The following is a 22,402-nucleotide window of genomic DNA, read 5'->3' as shown; positions in this document are numbered from 1 at the left end:
CCTCAGGCCCGCAGCGTCGCGCCGACGCGACGGGCCGCTTCCGCGACCGCTGCGTCCCGGACCGCGGCTGTGTCCTGCGCCGTGAGCGTCCGGTCCGCCGCCCGCAGCCGGAGCGAGAACGCGAGCGACTTCTTGCCCGCGCCCACCTGCTCGCCGGTGAAGACGTCGAAGAGCCGGAGCTCCTCGAGGAGGTCTCCCGCACCGTCCCGGACGGCGTCGAAGACCGCACCCGCGGTGACGCTCTCGTCGACGACGAGCGCCAGGTCCTCCTTCGCGAGCGGGAACGTCGAGACGACCGCACCCTGGCGGGGCTCGAGCGGCGCTGCAGCGAGGAGCGCGTCCAGGTCCACCTCGAACGCGACGGTCCGGGCGGGGAGGTCGAGCTGCTCGACGACCTTCGGGTGCAGCTCCCCCGCGTGCCCGACGACGGTGCCGTCAGCGAGCGTGAGACGAGCACACCGCCCGGGGTGCCACGGCGCCCGCTCGGTGTCCCGCTCGACGGCGACGTCGACCCCCACGCGCTCGGCGACGAGCCTGGCTGCCGCGAGCGCGTCCGTCCAGTCGGCCTGACGCGCCGGGCCCCACCAGCTCGCCCGTTCGCGCTGGCCGGCGAGGACACCCGCGACGTGACGGGGCTGGGCGGGCACGGCGGCGTGCAGAGCAGCGAGCTCGGCGTCCGACGGGCGCGCGCCACCCGGCAGCTGAGGCGCCACGCTGGCCCCGTCCCGCGGGAGCGTGACGAGCCCGAGCTCGAAGACCGCAAGGTCGGTCGTACCGCGCGCGACGTTGCGCCGCGCTGTGTCGAGGAGCGTCACGAGGAGGTTCGTCCGCATGCGGGACCGCTCCGCCGACAGCGGGTTGGCGAGCGTCAGGGCACGGCGTCGCTCGTCCTGCGGAGGCAGGCCGAGCGCATCGTCCTGGTCGGTCCCCACGAACGGGTAGCTGAGGGTCTCGACGAACCCGTCCTCCGCGAGGGCGCGCGCGACCGAGCGTCGTGCCGTCTGGCCGCGGGTCAACCCGCGGCCGGGGGGTGCCACGGGCAGGATCGACGGGATCTGGTCGTACCCCGTGATCCGCGCCACCTCCTCCACGAGCTCAGCAGAGCCGACGAGGTCCGGGCGCCACGACGGCGGGACGACCTCGACGGTGCGCGTCGCCTCGTCGGTCACCGGACCCACGACGCAGCCGATCGTCTCGAGCGTCCCGACGACGACCTCCTCGGGGTACGGGACCCCGACGAGGCGCTCCGGGTCGGTGAGGGAGAAACGGATGGTGGACGGAGGCGTCACGGCGTCGAGATCGCTCACGGCATCGTCGACGACACCTCCACCGAGCTCGACGAGGAGCTCCACCGCGCGCTGCGCGGCCACGGCGGGCAGGCGCGGGTCGACACCCCGCTCGAACCGCTTGGCGGCCTCGCTCGGGAGCTTGTGCCTGCGCGCGGTGCGCGCGACGGACACCGGGTCGAAGTGGGCGGCCTCGACGAGGAGGTCGGTCGTCGTGGCCGAGACCTCCGTCTCGGCCCCACCCATGACGCCCGCGAGACCCAGCACGCGGGCACCGCGCCCCCCGGCGCTGTCCGTGATGAGGAGGTCCTCCTCGCTGAGCGTCCGGTCGACGCCGTCGAGCGTCACGAGGTGCTCCCCCGGTGCGGCGCGCCGCACGACGAACGGCGCGACGAGCGTCGAGAGGTCGTATGCGTGGAGGGGCTGGCCGAGGTCGAGCATGACGTAGTTCGTCACGTCGACCGCGAGCGAGATGGGACGCATCCCCGCCTGGGTGAGACGGCGCTGCATCCAGGCCGGCGAGGGACGTGCGGCGTCGACACCACGGACGATCCGGGTGACGAACCGGTCGCACCCGACCTCACCGCGGACGGGAGCCGTGTCGTCGACCTCGACGACGAAGCCGGACGGCGTCGCCGTCGGGACGTCCGGACGTCGGCCATGATCGGTGAACGCCGCACCCGTCGAGTGGGAGAACTCCCGGGCCACACCGCGCATGGAGAAGCAGTACCCGCGGTCCGGGGTGACGTTGATCTCGAGGATCTCGTCGCCCAGCCCGAGGAGGGCGACCGCGTCCGCGCCCGGCTCCAGCTCGACCCCGCTCGCCGCGTACGCCGCCGGGTCCAGGACGAGGATGCCCTCGTGCCCCTCCCCGAGGCCGAGCTCGCGCTCCGAGCAGATCATGCCGTCCGAGACGTGCCCGTACGTCTTGCGTGCGGCGATCGGGAAGGGACCGGGCAGCACGGCGCCCGGCAGCGCGACGACGACGAGGTCACCCGCCACGAAGTTGTGCGCCCCACAGACGATGCCCCGCGGGACGGTCGGCGCCCCGGACTCGTCACGGTCGTTGTGCGTACCGACGTCGACCTGGCACCAGTTGATGACCTTGCCGTTCTTCTGCGGCTCACCCACGAGCGAGACCACCCGGCCCACGACGAGCGGGCCGGTCACGGCAGCACCGTGGACCGCTTCCTCCTCGAGCCCGACGCGGACGAGGTCGGCGGCAAGCTGCTCGGCGGTGAGGCCGTCCGGGAGCTCGACGTGCTCAGCGAGCCAGTCGAGGGCGATGTACGGCATCAGAGCTCCATTCCGAAGTGCTGGGAGAAGCGGACGTCGCCCTCCACCATGTCGTGCATGTCCGCGATGCCGTGCCGGAGCATGAGGGTCCGCTCGATGCCCATGCCGAACGCGAACCCGGAGTAGACCGTGGGGTCGATCCCGGCGGCGAGCAGCACGTTCGGGTTGACCATCCCGCAGCCGCCCCACTCGATCCAGCCGGCGCCACCCTTCTTCTGCGGGAACCACAGGTCCATCTCGGCGCTCGGCTCGGTGAACGGGAAGAAGGACGGACGCAGCCTCGTGCGCGCTTCGGGCCCGAACATCGCCCGCGCGAAGTGGTCGAGCGTGCCGAGGAGGTGCGCCATCGTCAGGCCCTTGTCGACGGCGAGGCCCTCCACCTGGTGGAAGACAGGGGTGTGCGTCGCGTCGAGCTCGTCCGTGCGGAAGACCTTGCCGGGGCACGCGATGTACACCGGCAGCTCACGCTCGAGGAGTGTCCGGGCCTGGACCGGCGACGTGTGCGTGCGCAGGACGAGGTGCGGGTCCTGCGGCTGCGAGCCGTCGTCCCCCGGGGTACCGGCGACGAAGAAGGTGTCCTGCATCTGGCGGGCGGGGTGGTCCGGCCCGAAGTTCAGCGCATCGAAGTTGAACCACTCGGCCTCGACCTCGGGGCCCTCGGCGATCTCCCAGCCCATCGAGACGAAGAAGTCGCTCACGCGCTCCTGCAGCGCCTCGAGCGGGTGGCGCGCGCCCGCAGCCCGTCGTTCGACCGGCAGTGTCACGTCCACGGACTCCTCGACGAGCACCCGGGCGTCACGCTCCGCCTCGAGCTCGACCTGCCGGGCAGCGAGGGCCTTGCCGATCCGTCCGCGCGCGGGTCCGAGGAGCTTGCCGGCCGCCGCCTTGTCGGCCGGGGCGAGCCCGCCGATCTCGCGGTTGGCGAGGGCGAGGGCACTGCGATCGCCCGTGTGCGCGATCCTCGCGGCCTTGAGCGCATCGAGGTCCGCGGCTGCCGCGATCGCGGCGGTCGCCGCGTCCACCGCGGCGGCGACGGCGTCCGGGTCGAGCGGCGAGAGCGGCGCTCCGGACGTGGCGGACGGATCTGCGGGGGCAGGGGTAGACATACGTGCCTTCAGCTCCAGGCTTGTGCGGACGGGCGACCGAGCGGCCACGACGATTCTAGCCAGCGTGGCCCGTCGGTCCCCGCCGCGCAGACCTAGCGCTGAGCGCGGGAGCTCGCGTACAGGCAGACCGTCGCTGCCGCCGCGAGGTTGAGCGACTCCGCACGTCCGCGCAGGGGCACCCGCACGACGGCGTCGGCGAGGGCGCGGTCCTCAGGACGCAGGCCCCACGCCTCGTTGCCGAAGACCCACGCAGTCGACGCGCCCAGGTCCGGGAGGGCGCCGGACGGTTGGGCGCCACCGACACCGTCGGGGCCCGGTCCGCCGGTCCGGCGCACGGCGTCGGCTGCGTCGAGCAGCTCGTCGAGGTCGAGCTGACCCGATCCGTCGGCCGCGAGGATCGTGATGCCGGCGCCGCGCAGTGCGCTGCACGCCTCGTCCAGCGTGACGCCGGCGACCACCGGCAGGTGGAAGAGCGAGCCCGCCGTCGACCGGACGACCTTCGGGTTGTGGATGTCGACGCTCTCGGACGTCACCACGACGAGGTCGGCGCCCGCTGCATCAGCCGCCCGGATGACTGTCCCCGCGTTCCCGGGGTCACGCACGTGTGCGAGCACCGCGACGAGCCGGGGCGCACCCACGAGCACGGCATCGAGCCCGGCCGCCCCGTGCCGGGCCACGTCGAGGACCGCGACGAGGCCCTGGGCGTCGTCGCTCATCGCGGACAGCACCTCGTCGGTCGCCTCGTGCACGGCGAGCCCGGCACCGCGTGCCTCGCGGACGATCTCCGCGTACCGGTCCCGCGCCGTCTGCCCGACGTACACCGCGCGGGTGCGGTCTGCGGCGAACCGCACGGCCTCGCGCACGCTCTGCGGTCCTTCGACGAGGAAGCGCCCGGCCCGGGCACGCGCAGAACGCCCGGCCAACGAGCGCACTGCACGGACCCGCTCACTGCGGGGGTTCGTCAGCTCGATCATCGTCCGGGCGTTCTGTGTGTGTCGTCGCGTCCCGCCGTACCACGGCGGTCCCGCTCGTCGTCCGACAGGGTCAGACCGCGACCCGGGGAGCGTTGACGTCCTCGGGCAGGGCAGCCTTGGCGACCTTGACGAGAACGTTGAACGCTGCGACATCGCTCACCGCGAGCTCCGCGAGCATGCGGCGGTCGGTCTCGACGCCGGCAGCCTTGAGGCCCTGGATGAAGCGGTTGTAGGTCATGCCCTCGGCGCGTGCCGCAGCGTTGATGCGCTGGATCCACAGCCGACGGAAGTCTCCCTTGCGCGCCTTGCGGTCACGGTAGGAGTAGACGAGGGAGTGGGTGACCTGCTCCTTCGCCTTCCGGTAGAGACGCGAGCGCTGGCCGCGGTAGCCGCTGGCGCGCTCGAGAGTTGTACGACGCTTCTTCTGGGCGTTGACCGCCCGCTTCACGCGTGCCACGTGATGCTCCTTGCAGTTGGGGTCGGAAGGTGAATCGGTCGGCGCAGGCCCTCACGGGCCCGGCCGGGACGAGTCACTTGCCGAGCATCTTCTTGATGTTCTTGACGTCTGCGGGGCTGACGACCTGGTCGGAGGACAGTCGGCGCGTGACCTTGCTCGACTTGTGCTCGAGCAGGTGGCGCTTGCCGGCCTGCTCGCGCATGATCTTGCCGGTGCCCGTGGTTCGGAATCGCTTCTTGGCGCCGGAGTGCGTCTTGTTCTTCGGCATGGCTGCCGTTTCTCCTCAGGTCGGGTCGGGTGTCGTGTCGACATCCGACGTCGTGCGGGCGGAGCCGGTGGGCTCCAACCGGTGAGGTCCAGGACCTCGTCAGGTGGTCGTTACTCGCTCGGCTTCGGAGCGGGCTTGGGTGCTGCCGGCCGTGGGGCTCCAGCAGGCTTCGCAGCAGCTCCCGGCTTGGCGGTCGGACGCGGCGTTGCAGGCTTGGGAGCCGCCGCCGGCTTCGCTGCCTCTGCCGGCTTCGCTGCCTCTGCCGGCTTCGCTGCCTCTGCGGGCTTCGCTGCCTCCACGGGCTTCGCGGGGTCAGCAGCAGCGGGTCGAGCAGCAGGCCTCGACGCAGGCGCAGGACGTGAGGCCGGCGCCGGACGCGAGGCAGGTGCGGGACGCGAAGCAGGTGCGGGACGCGAGGCCTGGGCCGGACGCGACGCGGGCGCGGGACGCGACGCAGCAGCGGGTGCTGCGGCTGGCGCCTCGGCGGGCGCGGCGCTGGCGACAGGCACCTCCGCCTGGGCGACGGCGACCTGTGCCTCGAAGTCCGACGGTCCGGACTCCTCGGCAGGCTCGGGCGCCGGACGCTCAGGACGCTCCGCCTTCGCGGGCTGCGCCTCCTGTGCGCGACGGCGCTGCTCGTTCTTGGCCTCGGCCTTCTTCTTCGTCGGGCCGAGCACCATGATCATGTTGCGCCCGTCCTGCTTGGGCATGGACTCGATGAAGCCGAGCTCCGAGACGTCCTCGGCCAGGCGCTGCAGGAGCCGGACACCCATCTCCGGACGCGACTGCTCACGCCCGCGGAACATGATCATGACCTTGACCTTGTCGCCGGCGCTGAGGAAGCGCTCGACGTGGCCCTTCTTCGTCCCGTAGTCGTGCGGGTCGATCTTCAGGCGGAACCGGATCTCCTTGAGGACGGTGTTCGCCTGGTTGCGGCGCGCCTCACGGGCCTTCATGTCCGACTCGTACTTGAACTTGCCGTAGTCCATGAGCTTGCACACCGGCGGGCGTGCGTCAGGGGCGACCTCGACGAGGTCCAGGTCCGCGTCCTGGGCAAGGCTCAGGGCGACCTCAATGCGGACGACGCCGACCTGCTCCCCTGCGGGGCCGACGAGCCGGACCTCGGGGACACGGATCCGATCGTTGATGCGAGGCTCGCTGATGTGATGCTCCTCAAGACTTGTGGGAGTTCCGTCGGGAATGAGAAAGGCCCCCATCCCTGAGCACAGGGTGGGGGCCAGCAATCCGATGCCCGAGCGTCCCGCACGCTCACGCGTACGTCGATGCTCGACGCGGTCGCTCGGACGCGCGAGCGTCCGGTCGACTCGGACCGGAACCCGGACTCTGTTGTCACCATGGGTGAGCGATCGAGACTCGGGTGGGATGGACTCCACTTGTGCACCGCTCATCCGTTCTGACGCCTCCCCGGGAACTTCCGGGCGGGCAGCAGGTGGTCGAGCGGTCGGTCGACTGCTGACTCTAGCACGACCGGCGGGTCGTCATCATCCTCATGCGGCACGGAGCAACGTCGAGAGCCTCGTCGGTGTCATGCCGTCGTCGAGAGGCGTGTAGACGACGATGTGCAGCTCGGGGTGGTCCGCCGGCGTGAGCGTGTGCTGCTCGAGGTGCAGGTGCCCCACGCGGGGGTGGTGGAACAGCCGCTCGCGCGAGGCGAAGCCCTCGATGTCGTGGCTGAGCCACCCCTCGCGGAACTCCGGGCTGGCGTCGTGCAGCCGCGCGACGAGCCGGGCCACCGCAGGGGCACCGAGGTGAGGCCCCACCTCGGCACGGAACTCGGCGAGGAACCGTCGGCTGTCGACGTCCCAGGCGGGCAGGAGCTCACGGACGTACGGATCCGTGAACACGAGCCAGAGGAGGTTGCGGTCGCCCGGAGCCACGACCGCGACGTTCGGGTACAGCGCCGCGTAGGCAGGATTCCATGCAGCGATGCTCCAGTCCGGGGCGATCGCGAACGCGGGTGAGGAGTCGAGCGAGTCGAGGAGGCGCCGGACGTGGCCCGGCGCGGTCGCGTCGACGGCATCCGGCACCGCGGAGGGTGCGGCATACCCGGCGAGCGACAGCACGTACGTGTGCTCGGCCGCTGACAGGCGCAGGGTGCGCGCGACGGCGTCGAGCACCTGCCGGGAGGGACGGATGTCGCGGCCCTGCTCGAGCCAGGTGTACCAGGTGACCGAGACGCCGGAGAGGTAGGAGACCTCCTCGCGCCGCAAGCCCGAGGTGCGTCCGCGTCCGACCGCCGGCAGCCCCAGGTCTGCCCGGGCGAGCTGCCCCCGCCGGGCACGCAGCAGCGCTCCGAGCTCGTGGCGCTGCTCCTGGGTGGTCACGCGCTCATGCTAGTAGTGCCAGTACTAGCATCCGGACCGTCTTCCCGGGCATGCCCGCCGTCGGGGAGACTGCGAGCATGCCCACACTCCGCTCCCGCACAGTCACCCACGGCCGCAACATGGCCGGCGCCCGCGCCCTCCTGCGCGCTGCCGGCGTCGAGCGGGAGGACATCGGCAAGCCGATCATCGCCGTCGCGAACAGCTTCACCGAGTTCGTGCCCGGCCACACCCACCTGCAGCCCGTCGGACGCATCGTCTCGGACGCCATCAAGGCGGCGGGCGCGGTGCCGCGCGAGTTCAACACCATCGCCGTCGACGACGGCATAGCGATGGGCCACGACGGGATGCTCTACTCGCTCCCGTCGCGCGACCTCATCGCCGACTCCGTCGAGTACATGGTCGAGGCGCACCGCGCGGACGCGCTCATCTGCATCAGCAACTGCGACAAGATCACCCCCGGCATGCTCATGGCAGCGCTGCGGCTCAACATCCCGACGGTCTTCGTCTCGGGCGGGCCCATGGAGGGCGGCACGGCCGTCCTCGTCGACGGCTCCGTGCGGACCCGGCTCAACCTCGTCTCGGCGATCGCCGACGCGGTCGCCGACGACGTCTCGGACGCCGACATCGCCCGCATCGAGGAGGCGGCCTGCCCCACGTGCGGCTCGTGCTCCGGCATGTTCACCGCGAACTCGATGAACTGCCTCACCGAGGCCCTCGGCCTCGCGCTCCCCGGCAACGGCTCCGTCCTCGCGACGCACACCGCGCGGCGCGGCCTCTACGAGGACGCGGGACGGGCCGTCGTCGACATCACGCGCCGGTACTACGACGACGGCGACGAGTCGGTGCTGCCCCGGAGCATCGCCTCGCGCGCCGCGTTCGACAACGCGATGTCCCTGGACATCGCGATGGGCGGCTCGACGAACACCGTCCTGCACCTGCTCGCGGCCGCCCAGGAGGCCGGGCTCGACTACACGCTCACCGACATCGAGGAGCGCTCCCGTGCGGTGCCGTGCCTGAGCAAGGTCGCACCCAACGGGATCTACCTCATGGAGGACGTGCACCGCGCCGGCGGTGTGCCCGCGATCCTCGGTGAGCTCTACCGTGCCGGGCTGCTCGACGAGGACGTGACGACCGTCCACTCGCCGTCGATGAAGGAGTGGCTGACCGCGTGGGACATCCGCAGCGGCTCCCCCTCCCCGGAGGCCGTCGAGCTCTTCCACGCCGCGCCCGGCTGCGTCCGCTCCGCGACCGCGTTCTCCCAGTCGGAGCGGTGGCACTCCCTCGACACCGACGCCGCGAACGGGTGCATCCGCGACGTCGCGCACGCCTACTCCGCGGACGGCGGGCTCGCCGTGCTGCGCGGGAACCTCGCGCCCGACGGCGCCGTCGTGAAGACCGCGGGCGTCGACGAGTCGATCTGGACGTTCAAGGGCCCGGCGGTCGTCGTGGAGTCCCAGGAGGACGCCGTCGAGGCGATCCTCTCCGGACGGATCGTGCCCGGAGACGTCGTCGTCATCCGGTACGAGGGCCCCCGTGGCGGACCGGGCATGCAGGAGATGCTCTACCCGACGTCCTACCTCAAGGGTCGGGGCCTCGGCGCAGCCTGCGCGCTCATCACCGACGGACGCTTCTCCGGCGGGACGTCGGGGCTGTCGATCGGCCACGTCTCCCCCGAGGCCGCGTCCGGCGGAGCGATCGCCCTCGTCGAGGACGGGGACACGATCGTCATCGACATCCCCTCGCGCACCATGCACCTCGACGTCCCGGACGCCGTGCTCGACGAGCGTCGAGCAGCGATCGAGGCGGGCGCTGGCTACGTACCGCGCACCGTGCGGCCGCGACGCGTCTCGACCGCACTGCGGGCGTACGCCGCGCTCGCGCTGTCCGCCGACAAGGGCGCCGTGCGCGACGTCACGCGGCTCGGCGGGTAGCCGCAGGTGTTCATGGTCGACCGCAGCACCCCGACTTTGTGACAATGGGGCCATGACCTCCGAGCAGACCGACCCCCGCCAGCCCGCACCCCACGAGCACAGCGCGCCGCAGGCGATCCGTGACATCGCGGACGTGGCGGCCGTCGAGGTCATCACGACCGCGGCCGTGCACCTCATGAGCGCCGCCGCGGTCAAGTGCGGGCTGGCCGACGAGGCGGACGCCGGACGGCATCTCGACCTCGACGAGGCACGCAAGCTCATCAACGCCCTCGCCGCGCTCGTCACGACAGCGGCGCCGGACATCGGCAGCCAGCACGCACGCTCGCTCCGCGACGGGCTGCGCTCGCTCCAGCTCGCGTTCCGTGAGGCGTCGATCTACCCGGACGCTCCGGGCGAGGGCCCGGGCGAGAAGTTCACCGGGGCCGTGAGTTGACAGACCCCTCGCCCTGGGCCGGCGAGCGCCCCGCCCGGGACCACGGCGACGACGGGGCGAGGGACGTCCCGGCGGACTATCCTCCTGCGGCGAGACCGAGCTTCGACATCCCGGTGTCCGCGCCCGTGAGCGTGCACCTCGGCGGGACCGACCCCGCCCTTCCCGTGCCTGTCCACGCTCCGCGGCCCGACGACGCCGCACGTGCCGGGGCGGACGGACGCCGCGACGCCGGAGATCTCGGCGTCCGGTCGCGCCGCGTCCGGCGACGGCCAGGTGCACGTGCCGGGCTCTGGGTGCTGTCGGTCCTTCTCGTGCTCGCCCTCGCCGGCGGCGCCTACGTCGGATACCTCGCGGTCCGGTGGGCGGACCGCAGCGACGCGTGGGAGGCGGAGTCCCGGGCCCTCGGCGCCGAGGTCGCGGAGCTCACCGGCGACGTGAGCGGCATGACGGCGGAGCTCACGACGGTGCGGGACCAGCTCGCGACCGCGCAGACGAGGATCACCGAGCTCGCCGACGAGAAGGCCCAGGTCGGAGACGACCGGGAGAGCCAGAAGATCATCGCCGAGGACGTCCAGGAGGTCGCTGAGACCGCGCTCGACGTCTCGGCCGCCCTCGGTGACTGCATCACGGCCCAGAACACGCTCCTCAACCTCATGGCGGAGCCTGACGCGACGACCCCCGAGGCCGTCCAGACGGCCGTCGACCAGGCGGAGTCGGTGTGCTCAGCGGCGGTGGACGACTACAACTCGCTCCAGGACGACCTGGCGGAGCTGTGACAGTCACCGCGCGCCGTACCGGCGCTGCCGCTCTCCCCCTCGCCGTCCTCTCGCGCGCAGCAGCAGCGGTCGTCGCACTGGCCGCCTGCACGGCGTGCGGCATCCTGCCCGACGCGCCGCCGCCGATGCCCGAGACCGTGGTGCCGAGCCTGGCCCCCGGGCCTCCGGAGGGCCAGGGCAACCTCTCGGCCGACGGGTTCGACGCTGCGCAGCAGATGGCCGTGCGGATCCGCAACGTCAGCTGCGACGGCGTCGTGCGTGGGACCGGCTTCGCGATCGACGCCCGCACCCTCATCACGAACAAGCACGTCGTGGAAGGCAGCACGCAGATCCAGCTGAGCACGTACGACGGGCGTGATGTCGACGTGACGAACTCCGGGACGGCTGATCTCGCCGATCTCGCGATCGTCCGCACGACCGAAGATCTGGACGCGTACCCCGACCTCGCGGTCGAGGACCCGCAGCCCGGTGACGACGTCACCGTCGTCGGCTATCCCAACGGGGGGCAGCTCACTGCGACCAAGGGCGCGGTCATCGCCTACACGTCGGACCCGCTCAACGCCAACCTCGGTCAGGTGCTCCTCACGGACGCGCCCGTGGAGCCCGGCAGCTCGGGTTCCGCGGCGCTCGACGAAGAGGGGCGGGTCATCGGAGTCGTCTACGCGAAGAACGGCCAGGGTCAGAGCTACGTCGTCCCCGTGAGCACCCTGCGCGGCCTGCTGGACGACGACGCCGGATTCGCAGCACAGACCCCACCGACCTGCTGAGGCAGCCGGTCAGGCGCGGTCGGCACGCCCGACGCGCAGCTCGAGCGAGTCGACCCGCTCGCTGATCACCGTGCTCGCGCCGAGCGCCTGGTTGACCTCGGCGAGCACGGCATCGAGCTGCCCCCGGGTGAGGCCCCCGTCGATCCCGAGCACCACCGCGACCTCGGCGCCCCGCCCGACGTCGGCACGCACGCGGACGACCGAGGGCACGGCACCGACGGCCTCGGCGATCGCGGCAGCGACCTCCGGGTCCACGACCCCGTCGGCGACGGCCGGCGTCCACCGCTGCCCCCGGGCGATGGCCCACACCGCCGGACGCGGCACGACCACGCTCACCGGCCCGCCCGGATCGAGGACGAGCAGCGCCCAGCCCTCCTCCACCGCGGACAGCGCGGCACGCGCGGCGTCCGCCGGAACGGGACGTGCCGCGGGGCTCCAGGCGGCCATCGAGGCGACGCTCGAGAACACCGGCAGCGCCTGACGACCGTCTGCGGACTGCAGCGCGACGACGCCCGCTGACGCCTCCTTGTCCACCTCGAAGCCGTGGTCACCGGCCCCGCTCGCCTCGAGCTCGGCCAGCACGGGGACGAGCACGCGGGCAGCAGCGAGCCGCGTCACCACCTCGGCGAGCGCCGCCTCGCCCCGCGCGTAGCGGTCGAGCGTCGCGGCGAGTGCGGGATCAGCCGACCCGTCGTCACCGGCGAACGGTGAGGCGCCGGGCAGCGCCCGGCCGGAGGGCTGTGCGTCGTCGGTCACGGACGCCCTGCGACGTCGAGCGCCTGCGGAAGGGTGAACGCGCCCGCGTAGAGCGCCTTGCCGACGATCGCGCCCTCGACCCCCGCGGGGACGAGCTCACGCAGCGCCTCGAGGTCGAGCAGGCTGGAGATCCCGCCGGACGCGACGACCGGCGAGCTCGTGCGGCTGCTGACGTCGCGGAGCAGGTCGATGTTGGGGCCGCGCAGGGTCCCGTCCTTCGTCACGTCGGTGACGACGTACCGGGGGCACCCCGCTGCCTCGAGGCGGTCGAGCACCTCCCAGAGGTCTCCACCCTCCTGGGTCCAACCACGGGCGGCAAGCGTCGTGCCGCGGACATCGAGGCCCACGGCGATCGCGTCTCCGTGCTCGGCGATGACCCGTGCGGTCCACTCCGGGTTCTCCAGCGCCGCCGTGCCGAGGTTCACGCGAGCGCATCCCGTCGCGAGTGCGCGCGCGAGCGACTCGTCGTCGCGGATACCGCCGGACAGCTCGACCTTGACGTCGAGCCGGCCGACGACCTCCGCGAGCTGCTCCGCGTTCGACCCACGGCCGAACGCGGCGTCGAGATCCACGAGGTGCACCCACTCCGCCCCGCCGTCCTGCCAGTCGAGCGCCGCGGTGAGCGGGTCGCCGTAGGAGGTCTCGGAGCCGGCCTCCCCCTGGACGAGCCGGACGGCCTGTCCGTCGGCGACGTCGACAGCAGGGAGCAGGATGAGGCGGTCTGACATGGTGGGTGGATCCTCTCGGGGACCGTGGGTACGGGCTGGACGGAGACGAGCGGTGGCGGCCCGAGGGGCACACCGGGGGAAGAGCCGCGGGGCCGAGGACGGACGGTCGCCGGGCCGGGTGCGGCTCACGGTCGGGTCAGAGCGTGCGGATCCAGTTGCGGAGCAGCTGTGCGCCGGCGTCCCCCGACTTCTCGGGGTGGAACTGGGTCGCCGACAGCGGGCCGTTCTCGACGGCCGCGACGAACCGACCCCCGTGGTCGGACCACGTGACGAGCGGAGGGCGGAACCGGTCGTCGTGCGCGGCTCCGGCGCCCAGCGTGAAGTCGCGCGCCGCGTAGGAATGGACGAAGTAGAACCGCTCCTCCTCGATGCCCTCGAAGAGGACCGAGCCCTCGGCCACGTCCACGGTGTCCCACCCCATGTGGGGCACCACGGGCGCTTCGAGGCGGTCGACGACCCCGGGCCACTGGGCGAGGCCGTCCGCGTGGACGCCGTGCTCCTCGCCCGCGTCGAACATGACCTGCATCCCGACGCAGATGCCGAGGACGGGACGTCCGCCAGCGAGCCTGCGCTCGATGATCTGCCCGCCCCTGACGGCATCGAGGCCCCGCATCACCGCCGCGAACGCCCCCACCCCGGGAACGACGAGGCCGTCGGCCTCCCCTGCGGCACGCGGGTCCGCGGTGAGCTCGACGGTCGCTCCGGCACGCTCGAGCGAACGGACAGCGGACCTGACGTTGCCGAAGCCGTAGTCGAGGACGACGACCTTCTTCCCTGTCCCGTTCACCGCTTCCCCCGGGCTGCTCGTGCGGTGGCGGTCAAGGACCGCATCGCCTTCCAGCGGGACATCCCGACGCTCGACACGACACCCTCGACGTCGTGGACCGAGACGGCACCGAGGAGCAGGTCCTCGAACTCGTGGGGGGCGCCGTCGAGCACGAGTCCCGGCGCGAGGTCACCGGTCCGCGTGCCGTCGAGCCACTGGCCCGCACGGATCTGGCCGTTCTCGGCCTCGACGAGGAGGAGGGGGACGGATCGCGCCACGGTCGAGACAGCCGCCGCGATCGCGGGCGCGCTCTCCGGGTCCCGGCAGACCGCGTACGCGCCGATCGGGGACGTGACGGCATCCACCTGCGCCTTGTGCACGGCGCAGGCGGCAGCGAGCGCCTCGGCGGTCGCGATCTGGGTGAGCAGGATCGCGATGCGTGGGCTGGCCTCGGGCCGGTCCGGCGTCGGGGCGCTCATAGCGCGCCCTTCGTCGACGGGATGCCGACGACGCGTGCGTCGGGCTCCACCGCGGCGCGCAGAGCGCGCGCGAGGGCCTTGAACTGGGCCTCGACGATGTGGTGGGGGTCGCGGCCGGCGAGCACGCGCATGTGGATGCAGATCCCCGCGTGGTGCGCGATCGACTCGAGGACGTGCCGGGTGAGCGATCCCGTGAAGTGGCCGCCGATGAGGTGGTACTCCTGACCAGCCGGCTCGCCCGTGTGGACGAGGTAGGGGCGGCCCGAGACGTCGACGACCGCCTGCGCGAGGGCCTCGTCGAGCGGGACGGTGGCGTCGCCGAAGCGTCCGATGCCGCTCTTGTCCCCGAGGGCGACACGGAGCGCCTCGCCGAGCGCGATGGCGACGTCCTCCACCGTGTGGTGGGCGTCGATGTGCGTGTCGCCCGTGGCGCGGACCGTGAGGTCGACGAGGGAGTGCTTGCCCAGCGCGGTGAGCATGTGGTCGTAGAACGGGACCGACGTGGAGATCTCCGTGCGACCCGTCCCGTCGAGGTCGATCTCGACGAGGACGCTCGACTCGCTCGTCGTGCGCTCGATGCGCGCAGCGCGCCGGGCCGTCTGGTCAGCGGTCACAGTCCTGCTACCTCCACGAGTGCTTCCTTGAATGCGGTCATGTCCTGCGGGGTTCCGACAGAGACGCGGAGCCAGCCCTCGGGCCCGGTCTCACGGACGAGCACGCCGCGGTCGAGAAGACCCTGCCACACGGCGTGACGGTCGTCGAACCTGCCGAAGAGCACGAAGTTCGCGTCGGTGTCCGCCACGACGAGCGGCTGCCCGCCGCGGCGCTGGGCGCGCAGCCACGCGACGGTCTCGTCGCGCTCGACCCGCAACGCGTCGACCTGGGCGAGCAGTGCCCCGGAGTGCTTGAGTGCCGCCCGAGCCACCGCCTGGGTCACCGCGGACAGGTGGTACGGCAACCGGACCACGCGCAGGGCGTCGACAAGGTCCGTGGACGCCGCCAGGTACCCCAGACGCGCACCCGCCAGCGCGAAGGCCTTGGACATCGTGCGGCTCACGGCGAGGTTGGGGTAACGGTCGAGGAGCTCGAGCGCCGACGGCACGCCCGAGCGACGGAACTCGGCGTACGCCTCGTCGACGACGACGACCGCTGCCGCCCCGTCGAGGTCCACGGCGAGCGCCGCCTCGCAGACCGCCTCGACCGTGGACAGCGGCAGCGTGGTTCCCGTGGGGTTGTTGGGGCTCGTGAGAAGGATCACGGCGGGCTGGTGCTCGGCGATCGTGGCGACGGCGACCTCGGGGTCGACCGTGAAGTCGGGCTCGCGCGGGCCCGCAACCCATGCCGTGAGGGAGTCTCGTGCATACTCCGGGTACATCGAGTAGGTCGGCGCGAACGACAGCGCCGTACGTCCCGGACCCCCGAACGCCTGCATGAGGTGCAGCATGACCTCGTTGGACCCGTTGGCCGCCCACACCTGCTCCGGCGCCACCCGGACGCCGGACTCGGTCGCGAGGAAGGCGGCCAGGTCGCCGCGCAACCCCAGGAACTCGCGGTCCGGGTAGCGATTGAGGGTGCCGGCCGCGACGGCGACGTCGCGCGCGATGGTCTCGATGACGTCGGGCGCCGGCGGGTACGGGTTCTCGTTGACGTTGAGCAGGTGCGCGACGTCCAGCTGCGGGGCTCCGTAGGGCTCCATGCCGGCGATGCCGTCACGGACGGGCAGCCGGAAGGGTCGCTCGGCTGCAGGACGCGCGGAGGCGGCTGACGAGAGGGAGGGCGGGGTCACCGTCCCAGTCTACTGAGCGTGTCGAGGCGATAGCTGCGTCCACAGCCTGCGCGGCGGGGTCGTCGACCAGGGCGCACGCTCCGTAGGCTGGAGACCATGACCTCACCCGGTGAACCGACCCCTGCGGACGACGCCGAGACTCCCCCGGCCGCCTCGTCGCCGCGGCAGCGCGGGCCGAAGCGGTGGGGGGTCGAGCCCGACTGGTCGAAGCTCCCGTCGACCCCCCGGCGCCGGCCCATGATCGACGACGGGCCGGGGTGGGGGGCGTCGTCGTTCGACGCCCGGGCCTCGGACGACGAGGCGCAGCACGGGGCGTCGCCGGCGCCCGCCTGGCAGACGCCGGGCTTTGTCACCCCCGAGCCCACCGAGCCTGCGCCGAGCACACCAGCACCCGCAGCAGACCCGGCTCCGCGCCGGGAGCCGGCCGCCCCCACGACTCGTCCGGAGACAGACATGACGGCACGACCGACCCACGCCCCCGACCCGGCGACGGACCGACGACGGACGACGGCCTCCGACGACCCGTACGCGGACGTCCCGTACTTCGACGAGCCCGCTCTCGAGGACCCCGACGACCACCGTCCAGGAGACGTGTCCGGCCAGGCACGCACCACCGGACCGTCCACGCCCGGGACAGATCGACCGACGGTGCGAGCGACAGCCGCCCGCCCCCGGGTCACGGTGGGTGCGGACGAGGACCTGCGGGGCGAGGCCGAGGCTGCCCTGCAGCGCCTCGTGGGGCGCAGCGACGCGGTGCTGCGGGACGACCAGTGGACCGCGATCGACGCCCTCGTGCGAGAGCAGCGACGAGCGCTCGTCGTCCAACGCACAGGGTGGGGCAAGTCCGCCGTGTACTTCGTCGCCACCGCCCTCCTGCGCGCTCGCGGCGCAGGGCCGACGATCATCGTCTCGCCCCTCCTCGCGCTCATGCGGGACCAGATCGCGGCGGCCGAGCGGGCTGGTATCCGCGCCGCGACGATCAACTCAGCGAACGTCACCGAGTGGGACGAGATCCACGAGCGGATCGCCGCGGGTCAGATCGACGTCCTGCTCTGCTCCCCGGAGCGGTTGAACAACCCCGCCTTCCGCGACGAGGTCCTTCCACGCCTCGCGGCCGACGCCGGTCTCGTCGTCATCGACGAGGCGCACTGCGTCTCGGACTGGGGGCACGACTTCCGCCCCGACTACCGCCGCATCCGCACGCTGCTCGCCGAGCTGCCGGAAGGCATCCCGGTGCTGGCGACGACCGCCACGGCCAACGCACGCGTCACCCAGGACGTCGCCGAGCAGCTCGAGATCGCCGGCGACGACGCCCGGACCGAGGTCCTCGTGCTGCGGGGCGGTCTCGACCGCGAGTCGTTGCACCTTGCCGTCCTGCGGCTGCCGGACCAACCCAGCCGCGTCGCGTGGCTCATGGAGCTGCTGAGCTCGACGACGGGCTCCGGGATCGTCTACTGCCTCACCGTGTCCGTCGCCGAGCAGGTGGCGTCCCAGCTCAAGGAGGCAGGCATCCCGGTGGCGGCCTACACCGGCCGGACGGACCCGACGGAGCGCGAGGCGCTCGAGGCCGACCTCAAGGCGAACCGGGTGAAGGCGCTCGTCGCCACCTCCGCGCTCGGGATGGGTTTCGACAAGCCGGACCTCGCGTTCGTCGTGCACATGGGGGCACCGAGCTCCCCCATCGCCTACTACCAGCAGGTCGGGCGCGCCGGCCGTGGCGTCGACGAGGCACTCGTCGTGCTGCTGCCCGGCGAGGAGGACCGGCGGATCTGGGAGTACTTCGGGTCCCTCGCGTTCCCCCGCGAGGACCAGGTCCGCGCGACCCTCGACGCACTGGCCCGCGGCGGCACCCAGTCGGCACCGTTCCTCGAGACCCAGGTCGACCTCACACGCTCCCGCCTGGAGATGATGCTCAAGGTCCTCGACGTCGACGGGGCGGTCAAGCGCGTCAAGGGGGGGTGGGAGTCCACCGGCCGGGGATGGACGTACGACGCGGAGCGGTACCGCAGGGTCGAGCAGGCGCGGCTCGCCGAGCAGGCCACGATGGTCGACTACGTGACGACGGACGAGTGCCGCATGGCTTTCCTGCGGGCCACCCTCGACGACCCGGAGCTCGTCCCGGGCACCCGGTGCGGGCGGTGCGACACCTGTGGTGGGGTGACCCTGCCCGCTGCTCCCTCGACCGACCACGTCGCACAGGCCCGCAGGGCCATGGACACGCCCGGCGTCGTCGTGGAGCCGCGCAAGATGTGGCCGTCCGGGATGGCCTCTCTCGGCATCGAGCTCCAGGGGAAGATCCCGCCCGCCGCCCAGCACGCAGCCGGTCGCGCGGTCGCGCGCCTCGACGGGCTCGGCTGGTCGCAGCCCCTGCGCGAGCTCTTCGCTCCCGAGCGCGCGGACGGCGAGGTCCCGGTGGCGCTGCGCAGGGCCGCCGTCCAGGTGCTCGACGCCTGGCCCGAGGGCACCGCCGTCGACGGGGTGGTCGCCCTGCGGTCCGTCACCCGGCCCGTGCTCGTCATGCACCTCGCGCAGGGCCTCGCGAAATACCTCGGCAAACCGTTCGTCGGGACGGTGGGACCGGTTCCGGCGCACCAGGATCCTCCACGGCACGACGTGAACTCCGCCATGCGCCTCGCAGCGGTGCACCATCGCCTCGCGCTCGAGCTCGCCCCCGCCGCGCTCGCCGGGCTCGCGGGCCGCTCGATCCTGCTCGTCGACGACTACGTGGACTCCGGATGGACGCTCGCCGTCGCGACGCGACTGCTGCGCGATGCCGGTGCCGCGAAGGTCGTCCCGCTCGTGCTGGCGCAACGGTGACCCGCGGCGCACCATAGCAGGGGGGCAGCACCCGACCGTCCGACGGGAGCCACGGCATGACCGAGCACAAGATCCGTCTGCCCGACGGGCGCGTCCTGCGGGCGCACGCCGCGGGGCCGCAGGATGCGACAGCAACCATCCTCTGGCATCACGGCTCGCCCCAGACGGGTGCCCTGCTGCCGCCCGTGGTGGCCGCGGCCGAGGCCCTCGACGCGCGGGTCGTGTCGTACGGGCGACCGAGCTACGGGGGCTCCACACCGTCCCCCGGACGTGATGTCGCCTCCGCGGCCCTGGACGTCCTCGCCGTGCTCGACGCTCTCGACGTCCGCACGTGCGTGACGCTCGGAGCGTCCGGGGGCGGTCCGCACGCACTCGCGTGCGCCGCGCTGCTCACGGACCGGGTGCGCGCCACGGTCTGCCTCGCCGGGCTCGCGCCGATCACGGCGTCCATCGACTGGTTCGCCGGGATGCACTCCGACGCCGCGCTCCGGGCGGCGTGCGCCGGGCGCGAGGCGCGTGCTGCGCTGGCCGCGGAGGAGGAGTTCGACCCGCGCTCCTTCACGGACGCGGACTGGGCGATGCTCGGGAGCACCTGGGCGTCCCTGGGGCAGGACTCCGGACGTGCCGAGGAGGCTGGCGTGGACGGGCTCGTCGACGACGACGTGGCGTTCGTCCGCGACTGGGGGTTCGACCTCGCGGCTCTCCGCACACCCGTGCTTCTCGTGCACGGCATGCGGGACCGGGTGGTGCCCGTGTCGCACTCCCGCTGGCTCGCGCGGACGCTGCCGACAGCCGAGCTGTGGCAGCGTCCGGACGACGGGCACGTCTCCGTGCTCGCGGCGCTCCCTGCCGCGGCGGCCTGGGCGGTCGCCCGGATCAGCTGAAGCGCGCCTGCACGGCCTCGCCGTGGGCGGGGAGGTCTTCCGCGCGCGAGAACGCGACGATCTTCGAGGCGATCTCCGCCAGGCCCTCACGCGAGTACTCGATGACCTGCACGGCCTTGATGAAGCTGTGCACACCGAGCCCGGACGCGAAGTGCGCGCATCCCCCGGTCGGCAGCACGTGGTTCGAGCCCGCCATGTAGTCACCGAGGGACACGGGCGAGTACGGACCGACGAAGATCGCCCCGGCGCTCGTGATCCGGTCAGCGACGGCCGAGGCGTCGACCGTCTGGATCTCGAGGTGCTCGGCCCCGTACGCGTTGACGACCTCGATGCCGTGGTCGACGCTGTCGACGATGACGATCCCCGACTGCGGGCCGGACAGGGCCTGCAGGATCCGCGCCGAGTGGGCCGCGACGCCGGCGCGTCCGTCCAGGCGGGCCTCGACCGCACCGGCCAGCTCGACGCTCGGCGTGACGAGCACCGATGCAGCCGACGGGTCGTGCTCGGCCTGGCTGATGAGGTCCGCCGCCACGTGGTCCGGGTCGGCGGTGCCGTCGGCGAGCACCGCGATCTCGGTGGTTCCTGCCTCCGAGTCGATCCCGACGACGCCCCGCACCGCACGCTTGGCTGCCGTGACGTAGACGTTGCCGGGACCGGTGACCACGTCGACCGGCTCGCACAGCACCGCGCCGTCCTGGGGTTCGCTGCCGCTCGCGCCGTACGCGAACATGGCGACCGCCTGCGCACCGCCGACGGCGTACACCTCGTCGACGCCCAGGAGTGCACACGCGGCGAGGATGGTGGGGTGCGGGAGACCGTCGTTCTCCTTCTGCGGCGGGGACGCCACCGCGAGGGAGGGCACACCGGCCTCCTGAGCAGCGACGACGTTCATGACGACCGACGAGGCGAGCGCGGCAAGCCCACCGGGGACGTAGAGCCCCACCCGACCGACCGGCACCCACCGCTGCCGGACCCGGGCGCCGGGGGCGAGGTCGACGGTGAAGCCAGCGGGCTTCTGCGCCGCGTGCACGGTCCGGACGCGGGAGATGGACTCCTCGATCGCGCTGCGGACCTCGGGGTCGAGGCCCGCGAGCGCTGCCTCGAGGGCAGCCGACGGGACGCGCAGGTGCTCCGGACGGACCCCGTCGAACCGCTCCGCGAGATCACGGAGCTCAGCCGCACCACGGGAACGCACGCCGGCGATGATCGGTGCCACGCGCTCGGCGGCGTCCGCGACACGCAGCTGGGGGCGCGGGAGCACGGCGACGAGCTGACGGGCTGACAGGGAGCGACCGCGCAGGTCGAGTCGGTTGATCACCCTTCCATCCTAGGCGGCGACAGGGCGGCTGCCGAGGAATTTTCGCGCATGCTCCCCGGGGACGACAATGGTCTCCATGAGCACCGTTCCCATCAGCGACGACGTCATCCGCCTCGGGCAGTTCCTCAAGCTCGCGAGCCTCGCCGAGTCCGGTGCGCAGGCGAGGGACCTCATCGCCGACGGTGAGGTGAGCGTCAACGGTGAGGTCGACACCCGGCGTGGCCGCCAGCTGCGCAAGGGTGACGTCGTCGAGGTCGACTCCCCGACCGGCAGGGCGAGCGCCACGGTCGGCTGAACCGGTCCTCAGCGCTGCATGTAGCTCGAGCTCATGACCCGGTCGGCGGTGATCTCGATGACGACGCGGCGCGGGTTGACGGACGGTTCCTTGTACCGGCGCGCGTAGCGGCGCTCGGCGTCGAGGACGCGGTCCGGGTCGTCCGACACGCGCGTGGGCCCTTCGAGCGTGATCCAGCGGCCGCCGTCGACCTGGCAGACCGCGGCCCGCGGCGCCGTCCCACCCGGTCCGGGTCGAGCGGCGTTGCGGGCCTTGACCGACGGGCCGCTCGTGATGATCCGGACGAGGCCCGTCTCCGGGTCCCACGTGAAGCCCACGGGCACGACGTGCGGGCTGCCGTCGGCGCGCAGGGTCGTCAGGGTGGCGAGGTGCCGTTCGATGAGGAACACGTGCTGCTCTGGGGTCAGGTGGATCACGAGGTCCGAGTCTAGGCGTGACGTGGCCGGGCGGCCTCGCGGTGCGGGCGCGGGCCGTCGACCTCCTGCGGAGCCGCGAAGCCGAAGGTCATGAACGACGGTGGCGTCCCCACGGCCAGGGCATCGAGCACCGCGCGTTCGTGCGGGACCACCGGGTCGGGGAGTGCGTCGAGGGGGAACCACCGCAGGTCTGCCGCCTTGTCGTGCTCGCGGAGGCGCGGCTCTCCGTCCCACTCCCTGCACGCGAAGAAGAAGTCGACCCGTTCCTCGTCCGGCCCGATGCCGGCATTCGTCCGGTGCATGACGGTCACCGGTGCGAGGCGGTCCGGACTCAGGTGGAGGCCGAGCTCCTCGAACGCCTCGCGGCAGGCGGCCGCGTCCGCGGGTTCGCCCTCCTCGACGTGCCCCGCGGCGCCCGCTGCCCAGTGCCCGTCCATGTAGCCCGTGCCGCGGCGCAGCTGCAGCAGCACCGATGGTCCGGGCTCGTCCCTGACAAGGAACACGTAGGCCGCTGGCAC

The 22,402-nt window shown here is 72.6% G+C and carries 23 protein-coding genes; 7 read left to right on the top strand and 16 right to left on the bottom strand.

Annotated features, from left to right (window positions below; genetic code table 11):
• Positions 1-2: 2 nt before the first annotated feature.
• The 7 genes from pheT to AC2AXK_RS10835 form a co-directional block, all read right to left on the bottom strand.
• Positions 3-2,582 carry a phenylalanine--tRNA ligase subunit beta gene (pheT, locus tag AC2AXK_RS10865; RefSeq protein WP_484345382.1) on the bottom strand — a complete coding sequence of 860 codons (2,580 nt, stop codon included), beginning with the start codon at positions 2,580-2,582 and terminating at the stop codon, positions 3-5.
• Positions 2,582-3,688 (bottom strand): phenylalanine--tRNA ligase subunit alpha, encoded by a 1,107-nt coding sequence (gene pheS / locus AC2AXK_RS10860; RefSeq protein ID WP_484345381.1) that lies wholly within the window; start codon positions 3,686-3,688, stop codon positions 2,582-2,584. The genes pheT and pheS overlap by 1 nt, the downstream gene beginning before the upstream one ends.
• A 92-nt stretch (positions 3,689-3,780) precedes the next feature.
• Positions 3,781-4,662 (bottom strand): TrmH family RNA methyltransferase, encoded by an 882-nt coding sequence (locus AC2AXK_RS10855; RefSeq protein WP_484345380.1) that lies wholly within the window; start codon positions 4,660-4,662, stop codon positions 3,781-3,783.
• Between the two features lie 70 nt (positions 4,663-4,732).
• A complete protein-coding gene (gene rplT / locus AC2AXK_RS10850; protein ID WP_484345379.1) occupies positions 4,733-5,119 on the bottom strand; it encodes a 50S ribosomal protein L20 in 387 nt (128 codons plus the stop codon).
• Between the two features lie 73 nt (positions 5,120-5,192).
• Complete coding sequence (rpmI, locus tag AC2AXK_RS10845) at positions 5,193-5,387, bottom strand: 50S ribosomal protein L35 (RefSeq protein WP_484345378.1); 195 nt, start codon at positions 5,385-5,387, stop codon at positions 5,193-5,195.
• 110 nt (positions 5,388-5,497) lie between these two features.
• On the bottom strand, positions 5,498-6,604 hold the full coding sequence (gene infC / locus AC2AXK_RS10840) for a translation initiation factor IF-3 (RefSeq protein WP_484345377.1): 1,107 nt from the start codon (positions 6,602-6,604) through the stop codon (positions 5,498-5,500).
• Between the two features lie 291 nt (positions 6,605-6,895).
• Positions 6,896-7,732: a helix-turn-helix transcriptional regulator gene (locus AC2AXK_RS10835; protein ID WP_484345376.1), complete on the bottom strand. Its 837-nt coding sequence runs from the start codon at positions 7,730-7,732 to the stop codon at positions 6,896-6,898.
• Positions 7,733-7,809: 77 nt separating this feature from the next.
• Here AC2AXK_RS10835 and ilvD point away from each other — a divergent pair, with 77 nt between their 5' ends.
• The 4 genes from ilvD to AC2AXK_RS10815 are packed head-to-tail and all read left to right on the top strand — an operon-like array spanning position 7,810 to position 11,639.
• Entirely contained in the window at positions 7,810-9,663 is a 1,854-nt protein-coding gene (ilvD, locus tag AC2AXK_RS10830) for a dihydroxy-acid dehydratase (RefSeq protein ID WP_484345375.1), read from the top strand.
• A gap of 52 nt (positions 9,664-9,715) precedes the next feature.
• Complete coding sequence (locus AC2AXK_RS10825) at positions 9,716-10,096, top strand: DUF1844 domain-containing protein (RefSeq protein ID WP_484345374.1); 381 nt, start codon at positions 9,716-9,718, stop codon at positions 10,094-10,096.
• The gene (locus AC2AXK_RS10820; RefSeq protein ID WP_484345373.1) at positions 10,093-10,872 is read left to right on the top strand and encodes a hypothetical protein; all 780 of its coding nucleotides are present in this window, start codon (positions 10,093-10,095) and stop codon (positions 10,870-10,872) included. The genes AC2AXK_RS10825 and AC2AXK_RS10820 overlap by 4 nt, the downstream gene beginning before the upstream one ends.
• Positions 10,869-11,639: a S1C family serine protease gene (locus AC2AXK_RS10815; protein ID WP_484345372.1), complete on the top strand. Its 771-nt coding sequence runs from the start codon at positions 10,869-10,871 to the stop codon at positions 11,637-11,639. Before AC2AXK_RS10820 ends, AC2AXK_RS10815 begins: the two co-directional genes overlap by 4 nt.
• Positions 11,640-11,648: 9 nt before the next feature.
• Here the strand turns inward: AC2AXK_RS10815 and AC2AXK_RS10810 are convergent, their stop codons facing one another.
• The 6 genes from AC2AXK_RS10810 to AC2AXK_RS10785 all read right to left on the bottom strand — a co-directional run bounded on the left by AC2AXK_RS10810 (position 11,649) and on the right by AC2AXK_RS10785 (position 16,154).
• Complete coding sequence (locus tag AC2AXK_RS10810; RefSeq protein WP_484345371.1) at positions 11,649-12,395, bottom strand: SseB family protein; 747 nt, start codon at positions 12,393-12,395, stop codon at positions 11,649-11,651.
• Positions 12,392-13,123, bottom strand: coding sequence for a bifunctional 1-(5-phosphoribosyl)-5-((5-phosphoribosylamino)methylideneamino)imidazole-4-carboxamide isomerase/phosphoribosylanthranilate isomerase PriA (gene priA / locus AC2AXK_RS10805; RefSeq protein WP_484345370.1), 732 nt, complete (start codon positions 13,121-13,123; stop codon positions 12,392-12,394). The genes AC2AXK_RS10810 and priA overlap by 4 nt, the downstream gene beginning before the upstream one ends.
• Before the next feature lie 136 nt (positions 13,124-13,259).
• Positions 13,260-13,910: an imidazole glycerol phosphate synthase subunit HisH gene (hisH, locus tag AC2AXK_RS10800; protein ID WP_484345369.1), complete on the bottom strand. Its 651-nt coding sequence runs from the start codon at positions 13,908-13,910 to the stop codon at positions 13,260-13,262.
• Positions 13,907-14,368: a hypothetical protein gene (locus AC2AXK_RS10795; RefSeq protein ID WP_484345368.1), complete on the bottom strand. Its 462-nt coding sequence runs from the start codon at positions 14,366-14,368 to the stop codon at positions 13,907-13,909. Before AC2AXK_RS10795 ends, hisH begins: the two co-directional genes overlap by 4 nt.
• Positions 14,365-14,982 carry an imidazoleglycerol-phosphate dehydratase HisB gene (hisB, locus tag AC2AXK_RS10790; protein WP_484345367.1) on the bottom strand — a complete coding sequence of 206 codons (618 nt, stop codon included), beginning with the start codon at positions 14,980-14,982 and terminating at the stop codon, positions 14,365-14,367. The genes AC2AXK_RS10795 and hisB overlap by 4 nt, the downstream gene beginning before the upstream one ends.
• On the bottom strand, positions 14,979-16,154 hold the full coding sequence (locus AC2AXK_RS10785; protein ID WP_484345366.1) for a histidinol-phosphate transaminase: 1,176 nt from the start codon (positions 16,152-16,154) through the stop codon (positions 14,979-14,981). Before AC2AXK_RS10785 ends, hisB begins: the two co-directional genes overlap by 4 nt.
• Before the next feature lie 96 nt (positions 16,155-16,250).
• Here AC2AXK_RS10785 and AC2AXK_RS10780 point away from each other — a divergent pair, with 96 nt between their 5' ends.
• The gene (locus AC2AXK_RS10780; RefSeq protein ID WP_484345365.1) at positions 16,251-18,971 is read left to right on the top strand and encodes a RecQ family ATP-dependent DNA helicase; all 2,721 of its coding nucleotides are present in this window, start codon (positions 16,251-16,253) and stop codon (positions 18,969-18,971) included.
• A gap of 56 nt (positions 18,972-19,027) precedes the next feature.
• On the top strand, positions 19,028-19,855 hold the full coding sequence (locus tag AC2AXK_RS10775) for an alpha/beta fold hydrolase (RefSeq protein ID WP_484345364.1): 828 nt from the start codon (positions 19,028-19,030) through the stop codon (positions 19,853-19,855).
• Here the strand turns inward: AC2AXK_RS10775 and hisD are convergent.
• On the bottom strand, positions 19,848-21,173 hold the full coding sequence (hisD, locus tag AC2AXK_RS10770) for a histidinol dehydrogenase (RefSeq protein WP_484345363.1): 1,326 nt from the start codon (positions 21,171-21,173) through the stop codon (positions 19,848-19,850). The two genes, AC2AXK_RS10775 and hisD, sit on opposite strands and share 8 nt — an antisense overlap.
• 76 nt (positions 21,174-21,249) lie before the next feature.
• On the opposite strand from hisD, the gene AC2AXK_RS10765 reads away from it, so the two are divergent.
• Positions 21,250-21,468: an RNA-binding S4 domain-containing protein gene (locus AC2AXK_RS10765; protein WP_484345362.1), complete on the top strand. Its 219-nt coding sequence runs from the start codon at positions 21,250-21,252 to the stop codon at positions 21,466-21,468.
• 8 nt (positions 21,469-21,476) lie between these two features.
• Here AC2AXK_RS10765 and AC2AXK_RS10760 read toward each other — a convergent pair whose 3' ends face one another.
• Complete coding sequence (locus AC2AXK_RS10760) at positions 21,477-21,884, bottom strand: PPOX class F420-dependent oxidoreductase (RefSeq protein ID WP_484345361.1); 408 nt, start codon at positions 21,882-21,884, stop codon at positions 21,477-21,479.
• A gap of 11 nt (positions 21,885-21,895) precedes the next feature.
• Positions 21,896-22,402, bottom strand: coding sequence for an NUDIX hydrolase (locus AC2AXK_RS10755; protein ID WP_484345360.1), 507 nt, complete (start codon positions 22,400-22,402; stop codon positions 21,896-21,898).

Source organism: Sanguibacter sp. Z6_81 (genome assembly GCF_057180625.1).
The sequence above is the reverse complement of the archived record's forward strand: the minus strand, read 5'-3'. Positions and strand labels throughout refer to the sequence as shown.